The organism is Streptomyces sp. NBC_01408, from assembly GCF_026340255.1.
In the GTDB taxonomy this organism is placed as follows: Bacteria; Actinomycetota; Actinomycetes; order Streptomycetales; family Streptomycetaceae; genus Streptomyces.
Window position 1 is genome coordinate 380409 of record NZ_JAPEPJ010000003.1, and the last position, 19741, is coordinate 400149.

The following is a 19741-nucleotide window of genomic DNA, read 5'->3' on the forward strand; positions in this document are numbered from 1 at the left end:
GCCCTTGCGGGCCCCTCCCCACAGCGCGGCCGACGCCGCCCGGACCGTGACAGCCGGTCATGATCCCGATGCTAGCGAGCACCACTGACATCAGAATGCCGGTACCGCCCCGGACAGGGCCTGTTCGAGCAGTTCACCGATGTCCTTGTCCCCGCGCTCGGCCAGCCGCTCCAGCAGAGCGGCAGCGGCACCGTCCTGGCCCGGCTCCATGCCGATGCGCCGGGCGATCACCTCGACCGCCTCCGCCGGGGTCACCGCGGCCGTCCAGCCGGTGAGCCGGACCGCTCCGGTCTCGGGGCTGAGGCCCTCTGTCGGTGCGGGCAGCCGCAGCGCGTTGAGCTGACCGTCGGTCACGTTGAAGAAGACCTGGTCCCCGACGGTCGCCCCGATGTGCTCCAGCAGCGGCTTCACCGAGCCGAAGGTGGGCTGGGCGCGCCACGTGAGCGAGGTCTCCCCCGCCTCGTGGCGCAGCGGGACCGGTTCGCGGTGGGGGGCGCCACCGATGTGGGCGGCCCAGCCGGCGGGCACCGGGCTGCCGGAGCCGCGCAGATGGTCGGCGGTCACTTCCACCCGGTACCACCAGCGTCCATCGGCTCCGACGAAGCAGCGTCGCGTACCGGCGACGTCGTTGCGCGGCACGTACGGCGCGTCCTGCTCGCTCGCCTGGTCGGCGACGCGGACCCAGCCGCGGCGGGTGCGGGGGAACCCGGGTCCGCCGAGGTTGGTGCGGACCGATGCCGCCGATACGTCGAAGCGGGCGCTGATGGCCTCGGCGATCGCGTTCACCTCGGCTTCCCCGCCCGCGTTGGTGATCTCACGGGCGATCATCTCCCGGATGCCGAGGTACTCCTCGCCGCCCCACGCGCGCAGCCCGTACAGGTTCCGGTCGAGCCGGAGGAAACGCTCGTCGGTCCAGATCTGGTTGCGCATACTGCTGATGGCGGTGCCGTCGGCGAGCTGTTCGTGGATGTCCTCCATGGACATCGGCGTCCCGTGCAGGGCGAGCACGGCGGCGGCCCGGTCGTTGAGCGAACGCCCCCAGTACAGCAGCCGTCCGTCCCGCACCTGGAAGCGTCCGAGATCGGCCGCCCAGTCAGCGAGCACCTCGCCCCGGACTCCATAGCGCAGCCCGAGGGCCACCGCGTCGTTCCAGGCCAACGGGGTGTCCCCGCAGGCGGCGAGCAGGTCCTCCTGCATGACCGCCCGGAGTGCGGCCGCGTCGCCCTGCACGATCCAGCTCCCGACGAGTGTCCCTCCGGGCAGCAGCCGCGCCACGATGTCACCGAGCGGCACACCCAGCGCCTCTACGGGGCGGGCGTGGTCCGGGTGCAGTGCGTGCACCTCGGCCACCTGGCCCACGGCGCCGAGCTGTTCGGCCACGGCGGCCAGGTGCCCGGCGAAGGCCCGGCCTTCATCATCGGCCGAGAGCCACCGCCGGACGGAGCCCATGACGGTGCGCTCCAACTGGCGCACCCTTTCCCGGCTGACGGAGAACCGCTCCCCCAGGTCCTGGAGCTTCACCGGCTCGTCGGTGAACGTCCGCTGCCCGGCGATCACCAGGGCACGCTCGTCCCAACCGTCGACCAGCCGCGTGAAGGCGGCGAGCGGCTCGCCCATCAGCGCGGGGGCGGGCGGCGGGCTCGCATCGTCGCCGCCGTGCGGCTCCTCGGCTTGTTCGGCCGGGTCGTGGCCCTCGAAGGCCTCACGCGGCGCCGGAAGTTCTACGGACTGGGGCTGATCCCCGGCCTCGTCTTCGACGGGCTCGGGCACCGGCACCGGCGACGACGTCCCGTCCTCGGCCTGCTCCTCCAACCCCTGGAGCACGGCGAGCGCCGCACGTACCTCGGCCGATGCGTCCGCCGGCAACCACCGGGCGAGAACGGACACGGCATCCCGTACGCGCGTCCCCTCGCTCTCCTCCCGAGGCACGCCGCGCTGGTGCAACCGGTCCAGGATCGAACCGAACACCGCCGCAAGTACCCGGTCCCCGTCCACGACCCCGGGGCCAGCCTCCCGGGCGACCTGCGCCACCGTCCTCCCCGGCTCGACTCCCGGGGTACCGAGCAGCCGCAGTACGGGGATCACGTCCCCGAGCTCCACGTGAGGCCACAGGGACCGCAGGGCCTGCGCCACCTGGTGGCTGAGCGCCTCGGCTCCGATGACCCGCTCGATCTCCATCAACGGTGTTGCGTGCCACCAGCCGAGCGGCAGCCGTACGTCCTCCAGCCGGGCGGCGAGCAGTTGCGGATCGGCGTAGCGCACGGCGGGCAGGAGATCGGCCAGGGAGGTGGAGGCGTACGGAGCGGAGGATGTCATGGTCGGGCGACACTCCAGAGACGGGGGCAGGCGGCCATGGTCGGTGACTGACTCGCTCGACGTTACGGGCCCCCACTGACAGTCACCCCATGATCACCCTTCTCGTGCCCCCTGACCAGGGCAAAGTCCACATCCGTCAGGAGCAGGCGCACTTGCTCACGCGGCGGACCGGTCCGGCGCAGGACCACATTCCCCGCACCGGGCGTTGGGAACGTGGCTGCGGAAGGCGCGTTCGCAGCCGTCGCACGTGATGAGGGGTGCGGGCCGTGGGCGGTTCGGCTCGGGCGCGGATACCGGGAGGGGCGGCGGCAGGAGGGTGGTGAGCCGGTGTTCCAGGAAGCGGGGCGGGTGGTGGATGGGCACGGGTGCGGGAGGCAGGTTCGCGGTGAGGGTGCGGGTGATCTGCTCGGGGGTCGCATGCCGAGCGAGCCACTCCTCGACGGCGGGCGTCAGCCGCTGGACATCGCGCACCGAGAGGATCAGGCGGGCGTCGACGGTCCGCAGCCGGGCCAGGAGGTCCGCTGCCGGTCCTGTGGCGGTGGGTGGGACGGGCTCGGGTTCGGTTTGCGGCGCGGCCGGTTGCTGCGAAGCTGGCGCGGCTGAAGGTACTGCGGCACAACCGGGCTTGTCGTAGGCGAGGGTGCGGGTCGCGAAACGGCCGCCGCCGAGCGGAATCCTCCGGCGCTCCAGATACCCGGCTTCCTCAAGCTCGTTGAGGGCCCGGCGGATGGTGATCTCGCCCTCGCGGAAGCGGAGGGTGAGGGCCTTGGCCGTGATGCTGACCCCGTCCGGAACGGACTGGATGTAGACGGCGAGCCCGATCGCAACGGCGGACAGCTGCGGATGCTGGGCCAGGTGGTTGCCGACGACCGTGAACCGGTCGGTGTGGCGGTGGCGGAAGTGGATCACCCCGGCGCTGGGGGCGTCTGTGGGGATCGGATTCGCGGGGCGCGCGGGCGCGACCGCGTTAGACTGCGGATCAGCCATCGGGAAGCTCTACTCTTCCGGATCGGTCAGGCCCTCGTCAGGATTGCCGTCCTGTCGGGGGCCGTCTGCGTGTATGGGGTTGTTTGCGCCGACCGTACCCCACCGGTCAGGGTCCGCGTCGCGCCCTTCACCCGATCGTGTGGCGAGGGGAGTTGGGCCACCGGGTTTGGTTGGGTGGGTTCTCTCCCGTTCCTTTGAAGGGCGACGCGCCGCACCGGGGTCCAGGAATCCGCGCCCCGGTGGCGGGCCGCTCTACGCCTCTCGGACGTGCTGCACGAAGGCGTTCCAGGCGGCGTTCCCGACGAGGATCACAGGACCGGCCAGGTCCTTGCTGTCCCGGACGGGGACGGCGCCGGGAATCTGGTCAGCGACCTCCAGGCAGTCACCGCCGCCCCCATCGCTGTAGGTGCTCTTGCGCCACGACACGATCGCCATGTCTATCCGTGCGGCACTCATGGTCCGAACTCCTTCATCGCCTTCCGAATCAAGGCGGTTGATGCCTCGGGCGACAGTCCCTGGGCATGCACAAGATCGTAACGATACGAGTGCTGCGCCACCATGGCTCTGTCCTCCACCAGTTCACCGGAGTGACCGGCTTCCAGATAGGCCACGTCAGGCCCGTTCTGGAACGACAGCACGGTAAGAGACCCTCCCATTGCCGAGTGACCGCCCGCAGCGAACGGCAGCACCTGGATCTCGATGCGCGGAGTCATCGCGGCCTCGGCGACTCGGGCCAGCTGGTCCCTCATGACCGTCCCTCCGCCCACTGGCCGACGGATCACCGCTTCGTCGAGTACGACCCACAGCAAAGGCGGCTGCTTACTCTGGAGCAGTGCCTGTCGCTCCATCCGCGCAGCCACCTTCTCCTCCACCTCTGCCCCTGTGCACCAAGGCAGGCCGAGCCTGAGCAGTTCGCGGGCATAGGCCTCGGTCTGAAGGAGACCAGGCACGCTGTGCGCCATGTACTTGTGCATGGCGCTCGCCCTTGCCTCGTAGGCCATGAACTTCTGCGCCCAGTCTGGGTACGGCGTCCGCTTGATATGACCCCAGAGGTCGATCAAGTCGCCGTCCGCATCGAGCAGCCCGTCCAACTTGCTGTTGACGTCCTCGGGAGGGACCTCGTTACCCAGCTCGAACTGGGCGATCCGGCTGTGCGCGATGGGGACCTTGTCGCCGAGCTGCCGCTGCGTGAGCCCGGCGCGGATGCGGAGCTTGCGCAGCTTCGCGCCGTAGAGCGCGGCGAGGGAGGCGCTCGGGTCGAGTTCTTTCGGTGCGGGCACTGGCGACTCCCGTTTTCGTTCCGACGCTCCGAAAACCGTTACCCCTGGTGAGCGTAGCGCTACGCCTCCATGCTCATCGCTGAAAGACAGTGATCGGCAAGGAAGCAGGCGGACATGGATGCGGGCAGGCGTGGGAACGCGACAAACAAGGCCCAAGAGGCGGAAGCGGCACGGGACGAGCTGCGCGAGGCGTTGGCGGGGGTCGATGTGGTGCTGCCGTCGCTCGGCGTCGATCTGGTGTCCCTGACCAGCGACTACCTCTCGCCGCTGGTTGAACTCGGGTGCTGCCGGGCCGATGTCGCGTGGAAGTTGGCGGCGGCCCTGAGGAAGTGCGCCCAGTGACCGAGGAGTCAGCGCCCGAGCCGGAGGCGCAGGCCGACTCGACCAAAGACCCCACGGCCGGCGTCGCATGCCACGCAGCGCTCCTGGCCAAGGTCCGCGAGGCCAACAAACGAAGCCTTGCGCCTCGGCGGTAGGAGGTCAGGACATGCAGCGCGCGATGCAGACCCTGGAGGTCATGCCCGATGGGGTGCGGCGAGGGGATGTGATCGCCGTGGGCGGCATCCCGCACCGGGTGCGGGATGTAAGGGAGTTGCGGGGGCGGCGGAAACGGCTGGAGTTCGAGGACGGAACGTCTTCGTTCTGGGCCCGTGGGTCGCGATCACGGTGGCCCGTGACCGGAATGCCGGCGGCGGACCGGTACGCCACTGGCACTGACCGGCCCACCGCTCTCCCGCCCTCGCGCTCAGAACAGGCTCGGCGGCTCCTCCACCGGAGGCTTCGACTTCCGCTGGGCGGGGGCCGCCGCCTTCTTCTTGGCGCCCTTCTTGTCGTGCAGACCGGCGGCGACTTCGGCCGCGTAGCGCCGCTGGTTCTCTTCGAGGAGCCGGTCAAGAATCTCCTGCCGGACGACCGGGCCGACGGTGTAGCGGGGCCCTTGCCGGGTGTCGTGGAATCCGTGGTCGAGCCCGCCGGACTGAGCCAGGAGGTCGTCCCAGCCATAGGCGCGGGCGACCTCTTCATCAATGGCGCGATGAATCTGGCGGAGTTCAACGATATCCGCGTCCATACAAGTCTGGTCGTGCACCAGGTTGTAGGTTGCCGTGAGCCCACCGCGCGTCAGCGTGATCGCGCGCCGAAAAATGTCTAGCTTTTCTCCAGCAGACCTGAGCTCTGAGGTAACTTCCGGGCGAGGGAGGGTCTCGAAGACATCAGATGGCGTATATCTGAGGTCGCCCTTCATCGTCGATGCATGATTGGTCGCCCACCAGAAATGCGCTGCGCTACTAAGAAGGGAAAACACTCCCAAATCGTCGGACGCGAATACTACTGTGGCATCGCTAGCAATCTGCCCCGTCTTCACGATCACAGGCATGACAGACTTGCTATGCCGAGTAATCACGATCATTCGATCGAACCCCCTGAGGGATCGATAGAGTTCAAGCGTGGGTCGGGTATACCTCCACCAGAGCTCTCGGCGCTGCTTATTTGCGTTCTTCTGCCTCTCAGGCTTGACCAGCCGCTCTACCTGCCGATACACCTCGGGGTACTCTTTGGCACGCTCCTCGGGCCAGTCGTGAAAGTTAATCACCCATCGACTGGCCGAACCGTCGGGCCGAGAATTGAGGTCATGCCCGTTGAGGAAGGGAAAAAGCACCTCCCGATACTTCTCATTCTCGGCAATCAGCTCACGAGCCGCCTCAGGCTGCATCGTGAAACCCATACCCAGGATGTTTGTACCAATAAAGGCAATTCCCTCGTTCCCTATCAGCCGATGCGCCGCGCCGGTGACTCGCGAACTCGCCTCCAACGTGGGAGTGATTCCCGCCACCAAGACACCATCTGCAAGTCGGTCACTTTCGACTGCAACATCTGCTCGACTTGTCCAAACTGCACAGTACTCCAACATTGCACTCCGCGACGGCCACGGTGCACTCTTAATCGACTGTCGAATCTCGACACCTTCGGCGACCAATCGATCCAGGCCAGCCTGTCGTGTGTCCCCTTGAGCCAATGTGTTGGTAGCAATTAGGCCTGCCTGCCCCTGACTGTTCAGCAAGTCATGAGCACGCAGTAGGAAGTACACAACTAGGTCTGCGCTTCCCCGTACATCGCCGCTGAGGCAGACCACGAGATATTCACGGTAGACATCCCCCATCGCACCTGTCAGCTTCTGTCCGCCCAAGAACGGCGGATTCCCGACCACTGCATCGAACCCGCCCCGCTCTTCCCAGACCTCCGGGAACACCAGCGGCAAATGCACCGGCTCGCGTTCGAACGCCCCCGTCGGCTTCCCGGTGGCCAGCCACCCCCGCGCCAGCGTCTCCGCACGCCGAAGCTCGGCAGCCACCAGTTCCTCGTCGTCCCCCGCGTCAGACACCGCGTGCGCCGCCGTCACCGCGGCGAACGACAGCTGATCCTGATCCGACCCGCTCCGCCCCGCACCGGCCAGCGCCGCGCCCACCACCAAATCCGCGAAGACGCTCGCCTGGCGGGTCTTCTCGCGCACAGAGGCCAGCATGGCGCGCTTCCGCTCCAGCTCCTCCAGGCCCGTGCCCGGGATGCCGGCCAGCTTCCGCCGCTCCTCCGCGACCTCCGCGATGACCCGCCGCACGCCACCCGTGAAGTCGATGCCGTCACCGTGAAGGCGCCGCCCCCGCACCGGATCCAGGTGCATGGCCTCAAGCTGCTCCACCGACGTGATGCCCAGCAGCGAGTCACCCGCCACCAACCGGTCGTCCAGGAACGTGAACGGCCGGTCCCGGTCCATCGAGACCAGCCACAGCGACAGCTTCGCCATCTCCACGGCCATCGGGTTGATGTCCACCCCGTACAGGCAGTGCTCGATGATCTGCCGACGCGCCTCCACCATCACCGGCTCGGCCTCGGCCTCCACCGCCGATGCCGACAGCGAGTCCGCCGCCTCCAGGTACGCCAGCGCCCGCGCGTCGCCCTCCCGGCTCCACGCCTCCACCAGCGCGCCCGCCAGGTAACGGCAGGCCGCCACCAGGAACGCCGCCGAGCCCATCGCGATGTCCGCGACCTTCAGCTTCAGAATCTGGTCCGCTGTCTTGGGCCGCCACTGGGTCCGGTCCGCCGTCTGCAACGGGCCGTACTCGTAGACCAACGGCTCCAGCGCGCCGTCCGCGACCTGCTGGGCCAGGGACTTCGGGGTGTAGTGCGTACCGGTGTTCTTCCGGAGCGAGGACTCCGTCACGTACAGCCCGCCCGCGCCGATCACCACCGGCAGGTCCCGCAGGTCACGGCGGATCAGGCGGTAGAACGGCAGCAGGCGGTCCGTCAGGTCGGCGTCGCTGCCCGTCGCCGCCAGGAGCTTGCTCCGCGCCGCAGCCCGCTCCACATCGGACAGGGGCTCCAGCAGCTTCGTCACTTTGGCCGGACTGCCCAGCCCCGTCGCCTTGTTGTACTCCTCCGCCAGCGCCGCCCCCAGCCCCTCGCCCTCCGTACGGGCCAGGGACTCCAGCCGGGTCAGCAGTACCTCCGCCTCCAGGCCCGCCTTGCCGACGAGACCCACGATGGTGTCCTCGGCCCGGCGGCCCTGGTACGAGAGGAGGCCCTCGTACACGTAGCCGATCTGCTCGACGTCCAGCGTCCGGAAGGTCAGCCGCCGGCGTTCCCGCTTCTTGCCCGTGCCGATCCAGACGTGCTGCACCGACTGGAGCATGTGCAGGACCGTGCGGTCGTCGATGGGCAGCGGATCCGTCGGGTCGGCGTCCGCCGTGCCCCGGCCCTCCAGCCACGGGAAGGCGTTCGGGTCGAAGATCGAGCCGTCGTACGCATGCATCCGCAGCGCCGGGTGGTCCACTCCCCCGTACACCGCGTTGAAGAGCGCGATGAGCCGGTGCCAGCCCACCCCGGTCTGCTCCAGGTCGTCCTCGGTGGTCTCCCGCGCCCGGTCCTCCAGCTCCTGGCACAACCGCCCGGCCGAATACGCCTGTACGTACAGCTCGTTGTCGCTCGGCAGCAGCCCGCGCTCCTCGGCGAAGAGGAGGAAGACGACCCGCATCATGACGGCGACGGCGCCCCGGTAGACGTCCTGGGCCGGTACGTCGGCCAGGCCGTTGCCGCCCCGCGCGCGCTCGGTGACGTCGGCGCGGCCGATGGCCTCCACCAGCAGTTCGACGGCCTGGCGAACCTGCACGCCGAGGGCGTCGGTGACGTCCTCCTGGCTGTCCAGGGACTCCTTGAGCAGCGGCAGCAGCGTCTCGGCGTCCTCGACGGCGAAGAAGCGGCGACGGCTGAGCAGCGACAGGAAGGCGCGTACGACCACCCGCTCGACCGGCTCGGTCCAGGCGACCGTGTCGAAGAGCGCCGACGTCGTCACGCCCCCGCGCGGCGCCCACACCAGGGTCCACCAGCGGCCGTCCGTCACCAGGCCGAGCTCCACCCCGTGGTGGCGGCACAGGTGGGCCATGCGGTCGACGGGGGTCGCCGCCCAGGCCGAGCCGGGGACGCGCTGGGACGGGTGCCGGCCCGCGGGGACGGTCATGCCGAGGATGGCGCAGTCGGCGACCAGGCCGGCCGTGTCCTCGGCGGTACTGCCCGGTGCGAGCAGGGCGAAGGTGGGGGTGATCCGCTCGTCGTGCTCGGGGACGTCCACGGCGAGCGCCTCGGAGAGCTCCGTGCCCTCGCGCAGCGCGTCGCCCCAGCCGAGGAGCTCGTTCAGGACGAAGTCCGTCCAGGCCCGCTGCCCGGCCGCCGGGTCGGACTGCCAGACCCCGTGCTCGTAGCGCAGCCGAGCCCGCAGCGGCTTGTCGATCGAGTCGAGCTGCGGCCAGGTCTTGAGCAGGACGGGCAGGGTCAGGAAGGGGCCGGACACGTCGACCAGGCTGAGCCAGTCCAGGTGGTCCTGCCGGCCGTCGGGGGCGGGGGCTCCGCTCCGGGTCCGTCCGCGGCCCGTGTTCGTACGATGGGTGGTGCTCACTTCACGGCCTCCCGGCGGGGAACGACGAAGACGACGGCGACGGGGAACAGCAGGGCCTTGGGCCGGTCGTACCGGGCGGCGATGGCGGCGAGCTCGCGTTGCTTCTCGCTCTCCAGGGCGTCCCGGCGCTGTTCCCAGTTCTCCCGGTCCCGGCGCTGCTGCTCGACCTCGTCGAAGGCCAGCTCCAGCTGGCCTTCCTCCTCCTGCTCCGCGGGGTTGCCGATGGCCCGGCGCAGGGACTCGCGGAAGCGGTCGATCTGGGCGGTGATCCGCTCGGCCTCGTCGCGGCGGCGGGTCTCCAAGCGGGTCTCCAGTGCGGTCTGGCGGTTGCGGGCCCGCCATTCCAGGGCCGAGACCAGGCCCTCGCTCACGTGCGGCCAGGCATCGGCGAGCCTGCCGCGCAGGACCGGTGCGGCCTGCGTGGCATGGTCGGCGAAGGCGTCGTCGAGGATGTCTCGGACCGTGGTGATCTTCTCCAGGCGGCTGAAGCGGGGCTGGCCGGCGCCTTCCACCGCGCGGAGCCAGCCGCCCGCCTGGAGGACCTCCTCGTGCAGCCGCACGCCGTCGGCGCCGACGAGAACGAACCGGGCGAAGGCGCCGACGAGGGTGGTCTCCAGCTCCGGGTGGTCGCTGATCACGGCGCTCACGCGGGCGAGGCCGGTCTGCTCCTTGTTCCACACGGCGGCGCGCAGCAGCCGGGTGGACATGGAGACAAGGGGGTGCCCGAGGTGGGCGAGGACGACGTCGTCGCGGTCCTTGCCGTCGCGGTCCTTGAGGTTGGCCGCCTCGAAGGTGACCGGGCGACGGATCTCGGGGCGCAGCTTGTCGGCGAGGCCGTGGGCGGCCCGCTCCCAGGAACCGGTGAGAGTGGGGACCTCGTAGAAGCCCTCGGCTCCGTCCTTGTCGTCGAGGACGGGCCGGATGTCCTGCTGGCGGGCGAGCGGCAGCGCGGTGGACACCACGCGGGCGATCCGCTCGGGGGTGATGCCGAGGGTGGCCACCGTGCCCGCGACCTGCTCGCTCAGGCGCTGGGCCTGCGCCTGGGCGTCGCGCTCGGCGGCGACGTTCCCGCCGCCCTTCCTGGCCTTGCGGCCGGCGTAGACCTCTGCGCGCTCCACGTCGAAGTCGGTGCCGAGGTCGCCGGTCATCCGACGCTGCACGGCGTCGGCGAGGACGGCGTTGACCCTGCCGAGGTCCTCTTCCATGCGGGCGACCTTCACCGCGACCCGGGCCAGGAATTCGAGGTCGGCCTCGTAGGTGTCGGTGCTCTTCTCGTAGCCGCTGCCGACGAAGTGCACGACCTCGGGGGCGGTGCGCTGGCCGTAGCGGTCGATGCGGCCGATGCGCTGTTCGAGCTTGTTGGGGTTGAAGGGGATGTCGTAGTTGACCAGCCGGTGGCAGTGCCGCTGGAGGTCGATGCCCTCGCTGGCCGCGTCGGTGGCCAGCAGGATGCGTACGGGGTTCTCGGCGGGCTCGGCCTGGAAGGCCAGGCGCAGCTGCTCCCGGTCCTCGGTGTTCAGACCGCCGTGCAGGAGGGCGACGCGGTCGCCGCCGAGGCCGTGGTCGCGCAGCAGGTTCTGGAGCCAGATCTGGGTGTCGCGGTACTCGGTGAAGACGACCACGCGCTCGTTGAGCCAGTGGCCGCCCTCGGCCAGGCAGTTGGCCTTGAGGTAGGTGATGAGTTCGCGGGCCTTGGAGTCGGCCTGCGCCTGGTGGCGCTGGGCCCAGTCGCGCATCTGCTCCAGCAGGGCCGACTCGTCGCCGTCGGTGCCGGGCTGGAGGGTGGTGGCTCGGGCGATGGCGTCGTCCTCGGCCTCGGCGAGGGGTTCGTCGTCGTAGTCCGCGTAGTCGTCGAAGAAGGTCTCCTGCCAGTCCTCGACCTCCTCGGCCGCCTGCTGCTTCTTGGTCCGGAGCGTCTCCAGGTAGACCTCGATGGTGCGGGCGAAGGCGTCGGGCGAGGAGAACAGCCGCTTCTTGAGCAGCAGGGTGACCAGGTCGGCCGCCTTGCGGCCGCCCTTGAAACGGGTGCCGAGCTTGGCCCGGCGGAGCTGGGCGTACTCCTTGAGCAGGGCGTGGATGCGGCGCTCGTCCTCGGTGTACTCGACGGACAGCGACGTGGTGCTGCGCTCCAGGAAGCGCCGCTCGCCGGTCTCCGGGTCGCGGATGTCGGTCTTGAGGCGGCGGACGACGGTGCCCTCGACGGCCTGCGGGTCCGGTTCGACGCCGCGTGCGAAACGCTGGTTGTCGATGATCTCCAGGAGGGCCGTGTACGACTGCTGGTAGCCGTTGTGCGGGGTGGCCGACAGGAACAGCCGGTGCTCGAAGTGCGGGGCGAGCCGGCGGATCAGCTTGGTCTGCTGGGAGTCGACGGGGTAGTACTGCTTGGGCGCGGAGGGCGCCACGTGGTGGGCCTCGTCGAGGATGAGCAGGTCGAAGGCCCGCTTGCCGGGGACGGTCGCCTCGGCGTCCTGGGCGGGGAGCACCTCGGCGAGGAGCCGCTGGGCCTTCGGGCCGCGCAGCCAGGGCAGGCTCACGATGCTGCGCGGATGGATGTTGAAGGGGTTCGCGGCGCTGCCGTGGGTGCGGCGGACCTCGGCGGCCCGCTCGGAGTCGATGATCGTGAAGTCGAGGCCGAACTTCTCGGCCATCTCGTCGCGCCACTTCACGGTGAGGCCGGCCGGACAGACGATCATGATCTTGTGGGCGCGGTTGCGGAGGATCAGCTCCAGCGCGACCAGGCCCGCCTCGATGGTCTTGCCGAGGCCGACGTCGTCCGCGAGGAGCAGGTTCACGCGGGGCGCGGCCACGGCCCGGGAGACGGGTTCGAGCTGGTACGGCTCGACGGCGACACCGGAACGGAAGGGCGCCTGGAGGGTGCGTACGTCGGCCGAGGTGACCGCGGACCACCGGACGGCGTCCAGGAAGGCGGCCAGGCGCTCCGGCGGGTCGAAGCGGTGCGCGGCGACCTCGGGAAGGGAGCCGGCGGGGAGACGGCGGCGGCCTGGCTCGATCTCCCAGATCACCGAGAGGGTGTCGTTGTAGCGGCCGTCCTCGACGCTGTTGAGCGTGACGAGGGTGCCGGGCGCGCTGATCACCGGGGAACCCGTGCCGTGATCGATGTCGGCCACGACCCAGCGCTGCCCGCGCACCTCGACGAGATCGCTGATCTCGGGGACGGCAGTGTGGTCCTGCGCGTCGGCGCGGCGGCGTACCGCCCGCTGCGCCACACCCGCCAGGTCGGTGGTCGGCGTCGTCATCGGGTCTCCGCCCCTCCATACCGCCCCGCGAGGGCGATTCACGTCAAACACAGTCATTCAAACACGTACGAAAGCCCGCCCGGCCACGCTCGTGGAACTTCGGCGCACCGGCTGCGGCCGGGCCGTCACAGCACGTCGAAGGCGGTGATGCCGGTCAGCTCGTAATAGGTGCCCCGGCGCCTGATATCGCCTTCGATCTTGAGTGTCCTGCCCTGTGCATGGGCATCGGTGGCGCGGGTGTACTCGCCCTCCGCCAGGGTTACGTGGATCTGGCGCTTCGGGCCGATCTGGCCCGCGACACCGAGCACGACTGCCTCCACCGTCACCTCGCCGGGGCCGTACTCGGCTGCACGCTTGAGTTTGGTCGAGCGGCCGATGACGGTCACTCCGGGCTCCGGCTCCTGCTGGCGCAGGTCCTGGGCTCCTTCGCGAAGGGCGTGAACCAGACGCGGAGAGAACGGAGCCAGGGAGTCCATGGGCGGCACGCGCCACCTTGGTGACCAGGCGAAGTCGAGCGAGAAGGCGTGCACGGTGCTCGTGCCCCGGCCGTCATGCCCGCCGATGCCCGCGAGCGCCTCGCACAGGTCCGCGGAGACGCCGTCCCCGACGGCATCCGCGAAGGGAGCCGAGTCGTCGGCGTCCATCGCCTCCTCGGCCGCTGTGTGGGCCGCCGCCACCGCCTGATACATCCTGCGCGAGACGCTCCGCGCGAAGGGCTCCGGGTCGTCGCCGAAGAGCGATGTCTGTACGCCCCGCTCCGGCAGCGGCACCTGCACGCTCAGGATGTAGCTGCCCGGCACGGTGGGGCCGAAGCGGGCGCTGTCCACGAAGTCGCGCGCCGCACGCGGCTTCCGGCGCGGCTGGACGAGCCTCGGCTCGATGGTGTGGCAGGCCGCCGCCATCAGCAGGTCCCGGGCGCTGGTCACGGCGAGCACTCCCGCCTGAACCGGGATCGTGCCGGACGGTGTGCTCGGCATGGTCCTGATGTACTGCACATCGAGGCCGGTCGCCCGCAGATCCTGGAGAACGGCCGCCGGCGGCCGGGCCTCCAGCTCGGCAAGCGCTCCGACAAGATCCGCCATACGGTCCGCGAAGTCCGCCAAGTCGGTGTCCATGGGCAGCAGCAGGCGCCGCGCCCGCCCGGCCCAGTCCCTTTCCCAGCGGCGGCTGTAGCGGACCTGGCCGGCTTCCTGCCAACCCCTGCTGCGAAGGTAGTGCGCGACGTCATGCGGCCGCAGGCGCTCCAACTCGTCCTCGGGTACACCGATCGTGGTCATGGTGCAGGCACCTCCTCACACGCCCGGGCGAAGAACTCGTGCAGAGCGTCGACCGTGAGCAGATTGTCGCGCGGAACAGTGACAGTGACACTGTCCCGGCCGGCCTGTGCGGGGACGTGATGTTCGAGCGAGACCCAATACGCGCAGCGGCGCAGAATAAGGGCGTTCTCATCCGTGCGGATGTAGTCCGCCGGGTCCGTGGGCACGAGCACGACGACCAGGTAGACGGGCACCTGCCGCTTGCCGCGGAGGCGCTTGTACTGCGCGACAGGCAGTGTGACCTTGACCCCGGCGTCCATGTCCGCGTCCGTGATGTCTTCGCCCCGGCGCGTCTTCACCTGGAGCGCGATCCGGACATCGAGCTCGGGCTCCTCATGGTCCCGGCCCAGGAGCAGGTCCGTTCCGATATCCGGATACGGCACAGCCACCTGGAATCCGGCCGCCGCGGCGATCGCGGCCACGAAGGTCTCTCCGTACCAGCCCTGGTGGTTGTTGTGCTCCATGCGCCCCCGTGCTCCGGTCGCAGGCCACCCGCCACGCACCCACGTCCGGAGTGACACCGATCACTGCCCGGGCAGGCTACCCGAGCAGTGATCTTCCGGTAAGGGCCGGATCCGGCCAGGTGAGGACGGTCCGACCGCCGCCGCTGTGTCAGAACACGGCCGGGTCGCCGTCGTCGATCGGACGGCGGGCTTCCGCCAAGGCGACCTCGTGGATGAACCACTCCAGCACGGAACGGATCTCCTTGGTCTGCGCGGCGAAGACCTCCAGCGGGAAGGAGGGGCGCAGATCGAGCTTGGCCTCGGCGAGGTCGATGCCGTCGATGGCGTTGAACCGCTCCATCAGGGCGCGGCGCAGCGGCTCGTCGTCGAACGGCGGGCGCCGCTTGAGGTACTGGAAGACGACCTCCGCCGTCCCTGTCACCGGGTAGATGCCGAGCGGCCACAGAGCACGCGGCGAGCCCGGCCCGCCCGCGTCCACGGTCGGGAAGCAGCTGGTCTCGTTCGCCTTCCCGTAGACCTGGTAGCCGCCCTGCTCCTCCCAGAAGCGGAGTGCTGCCAGGACGCCTTCGACTACCTCCGGCGTCTGGTTCGCGCGCAACAGCGTTTCGAAGCGCGTGCCGGCCTCGTCGCCGCCGGGCTGCGATGCGGCCGACGCCGCCGGGGTCTCCTCCGGCAGCTCCTTGCCCACCAGGACGGCCAGGTCGGTGCTGCTCAGCCGGTGGGCCTTCGAGGCCCGGCCGTTCTCGTCGAAGGGAACGCCCTCGGCCTCCAGGACGACCTTGGGGTCCCCGGAGTGCCGGTCGTCGGTCCACCGGAATCCGCCCGCGATCCGGCCGTCGGCGGTCAGCACGCGGTACGCGCAGTGCAGTCCCGTCCTGGCCGCCACGTGGTTGCCGACCGCAATGGCACTGGTACCGATGAGGGCGGCAAGCTCACCGTACGACGTCCAGGTCCCGGCCGGCACGGCGAGCAGGATCTCCCTCAACTCCCCCCAGCCCGCCCACTCGTCGTCCGACTGCACGACTCCCTCCAGAGGCCCGGGCCACAGCCCCACGGCCCGGTCGGCCAGTTCTTCGGCCCGGGCGAGGATCTCCCTGCGGCCCCAGCGCTCCTGCGCGGCGATCTCCTGGTTCATCCGCAGCGCACTGGAGTCGAGCAGCTCCTGCTTGCGGTGGAAGGGGTGGTTGGAGAGCCGTGCGTTCTCACCCGACAGAGTCAGGTTTCCGAGGGTGTGCACGAGCAGGTTGTGGATCTCCTGGGGGCTCTCGCCGTCCGCGGCTTCCTCGGCCAGCAGGTCGAACCACTGCTGGGCCGGGCTCTGGGGCAGGACGTGTTCGACGGTGAGCGGCGCCTTGTCGTAGTCGACGGGCTCGCTCGATCCGTAGCTCTCCTCCAGCCGGCGCAGGATCTGGAAGCGCTGGCTGCTGCGTCCGCTCTTGTAGAAGGGACGGGTGCGGACGGCTTCACGAACCGCGTCGTCGCCCGGCCATACACGGGCGCCCGTACGGGGGCGCGAAAGGAACCGGCGTACCGCCTCGGCCGGGGAGCCGTCCTTGTCCAGTTCCTTGGGGAGTTCCATGAACACCCGGTTGCTGCCCGTCGTGGACAGGCCCGCGAAGAGGCGCCGCACCATGTAGCTCTCCGCGAAAGCGAGCGCCTCCGCCGCTTCCGAGGCCGTGGTCCTGCCCTCGTCCACGAGGTCCAGGAGATGGAGGGCCAGCGGGTAGTGGGTCTGGCCGCCCCAACGCGACAGGCGCTCCAGTACCGCCCGCAGCCCAGGATCGCCTTCCCTCTCGGGCTCCAGGATCCGCATGAGACGGTCGGCGCGCCGGGAGAACCGGGCGATCTCGGCTTCCAGCGCCGCCTCGTCCCCGCTCAGCGGCTCCAGGCGCTTCTTCTGATCCCGGTAGATCTCGCTCTGCCGGGCCCGGCTGTTCCCTCCGACGACGAGGTCCAGCCACACCAGCAGCTCCAGATGGGCGGGGCCGAGCAGCTCCTGCATGGGGAGCCACCGCTTGCGGTAGACGTCCTCGCCCCTGCTCGGCAGGCACATGAAGAGGTAGTTGCGCAGCAGGTCGCTCTGGCTGAGCCCCACGCCGGTGTTGTTGATGGACTCGAAGATGCGGTAGACGTTGTCGCCCTCGGCGGCAGTGATCGCAACGATCGAGAGGCAGTCGCCGAGAACGGACTCGACCGCGTCCGCCCAGGTCTCACCACTACTCTCCGTCCCGGCGGCCAGGGCAGCGACGAAGAAGCGGTAGGCAGCGCCCACGTTTCCGGCGCCGCCTGCCTTCGGGAGGCTGTCCACGCAGGCCGTGTATGCCTCACGGTCCGCCTGTGTCGGCAGCAGCCGGTAACTGTCGTGCCCGTCCTGATACGTGTTGACCAGGATGAGGTCGTTGATCCGGGCGGCCTTCTTCACCGAGCCCCGGTCCCGGTGGTGGTCCCGCAGAGCCGTGAACGCGAGCATCAAGGTGGTCATCCGCTGCTGACCGTCGACGACGAGCCAGCGCTGCATCCCGCCCGCGGCGACGCGCTCGGGCGCCAGCACGACCGAACCGAGGAAGTGACCAGAGCCGGAACGCCCTTCCTGCCGGTCCTCGACCAGCTCCTGCACGTCGTCCCACAACTGCTGCAGCTCGTCACGCTGCCAGCTGTAGGTGCGCTGGTAGAGCGGTACCTGGAACTGCTGCTCCCCCTGGACCAGCTTGCTGAACGTGGTCTCCTGAGCGTGCACGCCCGTCCTCTCCCCAAACCCTCGACGCCGAGCCGCCATTGTCGCCCCATACCGTACGGTGATCAGTCAAAACGTCGGCACACGCACGACCCGGGGGCACACATGGCGACACTGGGAATCCACAAGGACTTCCTCCTGGAGTTCGCCAAGTTGGAGAAGCCCGTCCAGAAGCGGGTCCACGAGGTCTTCGACAAGTTCCGCGAGCACCGCCATGCCGGGCTTCACCTGGAAAAACTGGAGAACCCCCGTGACTCCCGGATCCGCACCATCCGCGTCGGCAAGTTCATGCGCGGCGTCGTTCTCGCACCGGACTCCGGAGACAGTTTCCTTCTCCTGAAGGTCATGGCGCACGACGACGCCATCGCCTGGGCATTGAGTCATCGGGCGACAGTGAACTCTGCGACCCAGGGCATCGAACTGCGCGACGACATCGCCTTGGAGCAAGCCACCGCCGACGTGCACCATGCCCCGACCGCGGCGGAAAGCCGGCTCTTCGCCGATGTCGCGGACAAGGAACTGACACGTCTCGGCATCGACCCCGATCTGCTCCCGCTCGTGCGGAACCTCAGCACCGAGGCTCATCTCGACGCACTCCGCAAGATCCTTCCCGAGCAGCAGTACGACGTGCTCGCCGGCCTGGCCGCGGGGCTCACCCCGGAGGACGTCTGGCGCGAGTCCGTGGCCGTGCACGCCGAGCACGCCGCCGCCACCGAGGCGCGGCAGACCCCGGCCGAGGACGAACTCGCCGCCGCCATGGCCCGCTCGCAGGGGCGCATCGCCCTGCTCTCCGGGCCCGAAGAGCTGCTGGACATCCTGTCCCGCCCGTTCGACGCGTGGCGGGTCTTCCTGCACCCCAGTCAGCGGCGCATCGCCTACCACCCCTCCTACAACGGGCCTGCCCGGGTGACCGGGGGCCCCGGGACGGGCAAGACCGTGGTCGCCCTGCACCGCGCTCTTCATCTGGCGCAACAGTTGCCGGACGACGCGCCCGACGAATCGGTGCTGCTCACGACGTTCACCAGGAATCTCGCAGCCGATCTGCGCCACGGACTTGAACTGCTCATCCCGGACGAGGCGTTGCGCGCGAAGATCCGTGTCGTCAATGTCGACGCCCTCGCGAACCAGCTCGTACGCGAGGACCGAGGCGGCCCGCTGACCATTCTGACCAGCCAGAAGGAGATCAACTCCCGCTGGAACGCCCTCGCCCGCAGACTCGGGCTCGACTACAGCGACGTCTTCCTCGACCAGGAATGGCGACAGGTCGTCCTGGCCCAGGACCTGCGCTCGCCCGAGGCCTACCTCAAAGCGTCACGCAGCGGCCGGGGCACCGCGCTGAGCCCGCTGCGGCGCGCCCAGGTCTGGCGTGCCGTCGAAGGGTTCGCACGGGAACTGCGCCAAGCCGGGGAATGGACCTTCCTCCAGGTGTGCGCCGAGGCCGCCCGGCTGCTGGAGCCGCGTACCGACCGCCCCTTCCGCCACGTGGTGATCGACGAAGCCCAGGACCTCCACCCGGCACAGTGGCGCTTGCTGCGGGCGTCGGTCGCCCCCGGGCCCGACGATCTGTTCATTGCCGGAGACACACACCAACGCATCTATGGCAACAAGGTGTCACTGCGCAGCCTCGGCGTGAACGTGAGCGGCAGATCCCACCGGCTGCGCATCAACTACCGCACCACACACGAGATCCTGCAGTGGTCGGCCTCCCTACTTAGCGGAGAGAGGCTGGATGACATGGACGGCGGGACCGAATCGCTGACGGGATACCGGTCCGTACTGAACGGCGGGAACCCCGAGCTGAGGGCATCGGCCGACCGGGCCGAAGAGATCGCGGACCTCACGTCGCGCATCGCCCAGTGGGTGAACGACGGTGTGGAACCGAGCGAGATCGGGGTGGCCGTTCGCTACCTGCAACTGGGCAAGGAGATCGCGCACGCGCTGGAACAAGCCGACCTGCCCGTTCGTCTCCTCGGCACCGCTCAGGCGTCCGGCGACGGCGTCTGCATCGGAACCATGCACCGTATGAAGGGACTGGAGTTCCGTTGCGTCGCTGTCGCCGGTGTGAGCGACAGCGTCGTCCCTCTGGCATCGGCTCTGACACCCGCGGAAGTGGACGCTCAGCAGCACCGGGAAGACCTGCTCGGCGAGTTGAGCCTCCTTTTCGTCGCCTGCACTCGCGCACGTGAGGTCCTGCGGGTCTCCTGGCACGGCGTACCGAGCCCGTTCCTTGCACCGTGACGCGGACCTCGGTGTGCGCCGGGCGCGGGTACCGGCCCGAGGAGGGCCGCTGGGACGCCGCGGCAGCAGGTGGTCGCGAACCAGCTGTCCTTTGGACCTCGACGAGGGATACGCCGAGTGATGCAGGTCAGCCGCCCTTCGGCAGGCTCTCGTATGAGTAGGTGCACCGGACCTGGCCGTCCGCCGCCGGGCCGAGGCATGCCT

11 protein-coding genes are annotated in these 19741 nt (G+C 69.5%); 2 read left to right on the forward strand and 9 right to left on the reverse strand.

Going from position 1 to position 19741, the window contains the following annotated elements; all coding sequences use genetic code 11:
- Window positions 1-90 precede the first annotated feature (90 nt).
- The 4 genes from OG447_RS29405 to OG447_RS29420 form a co-directional block, all read right to left on the reverse strand.
- Window positions 91-2316, reverse strand: coding sequence for a sigma factor-like helix-turn-helix DNA-binding protein (locus OG447_RS29405; protein WP_266940472.1), 2226 nt, complete (start codon window positions 2314-2316; stop codon window positions 91-93).
- 156 nt (window positions 2317-2472) lie between these two features.
- A complete protein-coding gene (locus tag OG447_RS29410) occupies window positions 2473-3303 on the reverse strand; it encodes a hypothetical protein (protein ID WP_266940473.1) in 831 nt (276 codons plus the stop codon).
- 252 nt (window positions 3304-3555) lie between these two features.
- Window positions 3556-3759: a DUF397 domain-containing protein gene (locus OG447_RS29415; RefSeq protein WP_266940474.1), complete on the reverse strand. Its 204-nt coding sequence runs from the start codon at window positions 3757-3759 to the stop codon at window positions 3556-3558.
- Complete coding sequence (locus OG447_RS29420; RefSeq protein ID WP_266940475.1) at window positions 3756-4583, reverse strand: helix-turn-helix transcriptional regulator; 828 nt, start codon at window positions 4581-4583, stop codon at window positions 3756-3758. The genes OG447_RS29415 and OG447_RS29420 overlap by 4 nt, the downstream gene beginning before the upstream one ends.
- A 114-nt stretch (window positions 4584-4697) precedes the next feature.
- On the opposite strand from OG447_RS29420, the gene OG447_RS29425 reads away from it, so the two are divergent.
- Window positions 4698-4925 carry a hypothetical protein gene (locus OG447_RS29425; protein ID WP_266940476.1) on the forward strand — a complete coding sequence of 76 codons (228 nt, stop codon included), beginning with the start codon at window positions 4698-4700 and terminating at the stop codon, window positions 4923-4925.
- Window positions 4926-5328: 403 nt separating this feature from the next.
- On the opposite strand, the gene OG447_RS29430 is transcribed toward OG447_RS29425, so the two are convergent.
- The 5 genes from OG447_RS29430 to OG447_RS29450 all read right to left on the reverse strand — a co-directional run bounded on the left by OG447_RS29430 (window position 5329) and on the right by OG447_RS29450 (window position 17302).
- A complete protein-coding gene (locus tag OG447_RS29430) occupies window positions 5329-9528 on the reverse strand; it encodes a DNA methyltransferase (RefSeq protein ID WP_266940477.1) in 4200 nt (1399 codons plus the stop codon).
- Window positions 9525-12785: a DISARM system SNF2-like helicase DrmD gene (gene drmD, locus OG447_RS29435; RefSeq protein ID WP_266940478.1), complete on the reverse strand. Its 3261-nt coding sequence runs from the start codon at window positions 12783-12785 to the stop codon at window positions 9525-9527. The genes OG447_RS29430 and drmD overlap by 4 nt, the downstream gene beginning before the upstream one ends.
- 125 nt (window positions 12786-12910) lie before the next feature.
- On the reverse strand, window positions 12911-14062 hold the full coding sequence (locus tag OG447_RS29440; RefSeq protein ID WP_266940479.1) for a hypothetical protein: 1152 nt from the start codon (window positions 14060-14062) through the stop codon (window positions 12911-12913).
- Window positions 14059-14565, reverse strand: coding sequence for a DUF4365 domain-containing protein (locus OG447_RS29445; protein ID WP_266940480.1), 507 nt, complete (start codon window positions 14563-14565; stop codon window positions 14059-14061). The genes OG447_RS29440 and OG447_RS29445 overlap by 4 nt, the downstream gene beginning before the upstream one ends.
- Before the next feature lie 148 nt (window positions 14566-14713).
- Entirely contained in the window at window positions 14714-17302 is a 2589-nt protein-coding gene (locus OG447_RS29450) for a DUF262 domain-containing protein (protein WP_266940481.1), read from the reverse strand.
- 102 nt (window positions 17303-17404) lie between these two features.
- On the opposite strand from OG447_RS29450, the gene OG447_RS29455 reads away from it, so the two are divergent.
- Entirely contained in the window at window positions 17405-19537 is a 2133-nt protein-coding gene (locus OG447_RS29455; protein WP_266940968.1) for a UvrD-helicase domain-containing protein, read from the forward strand.
- Window positions 19538-19741: the final 204 nt, after the last annotated feature.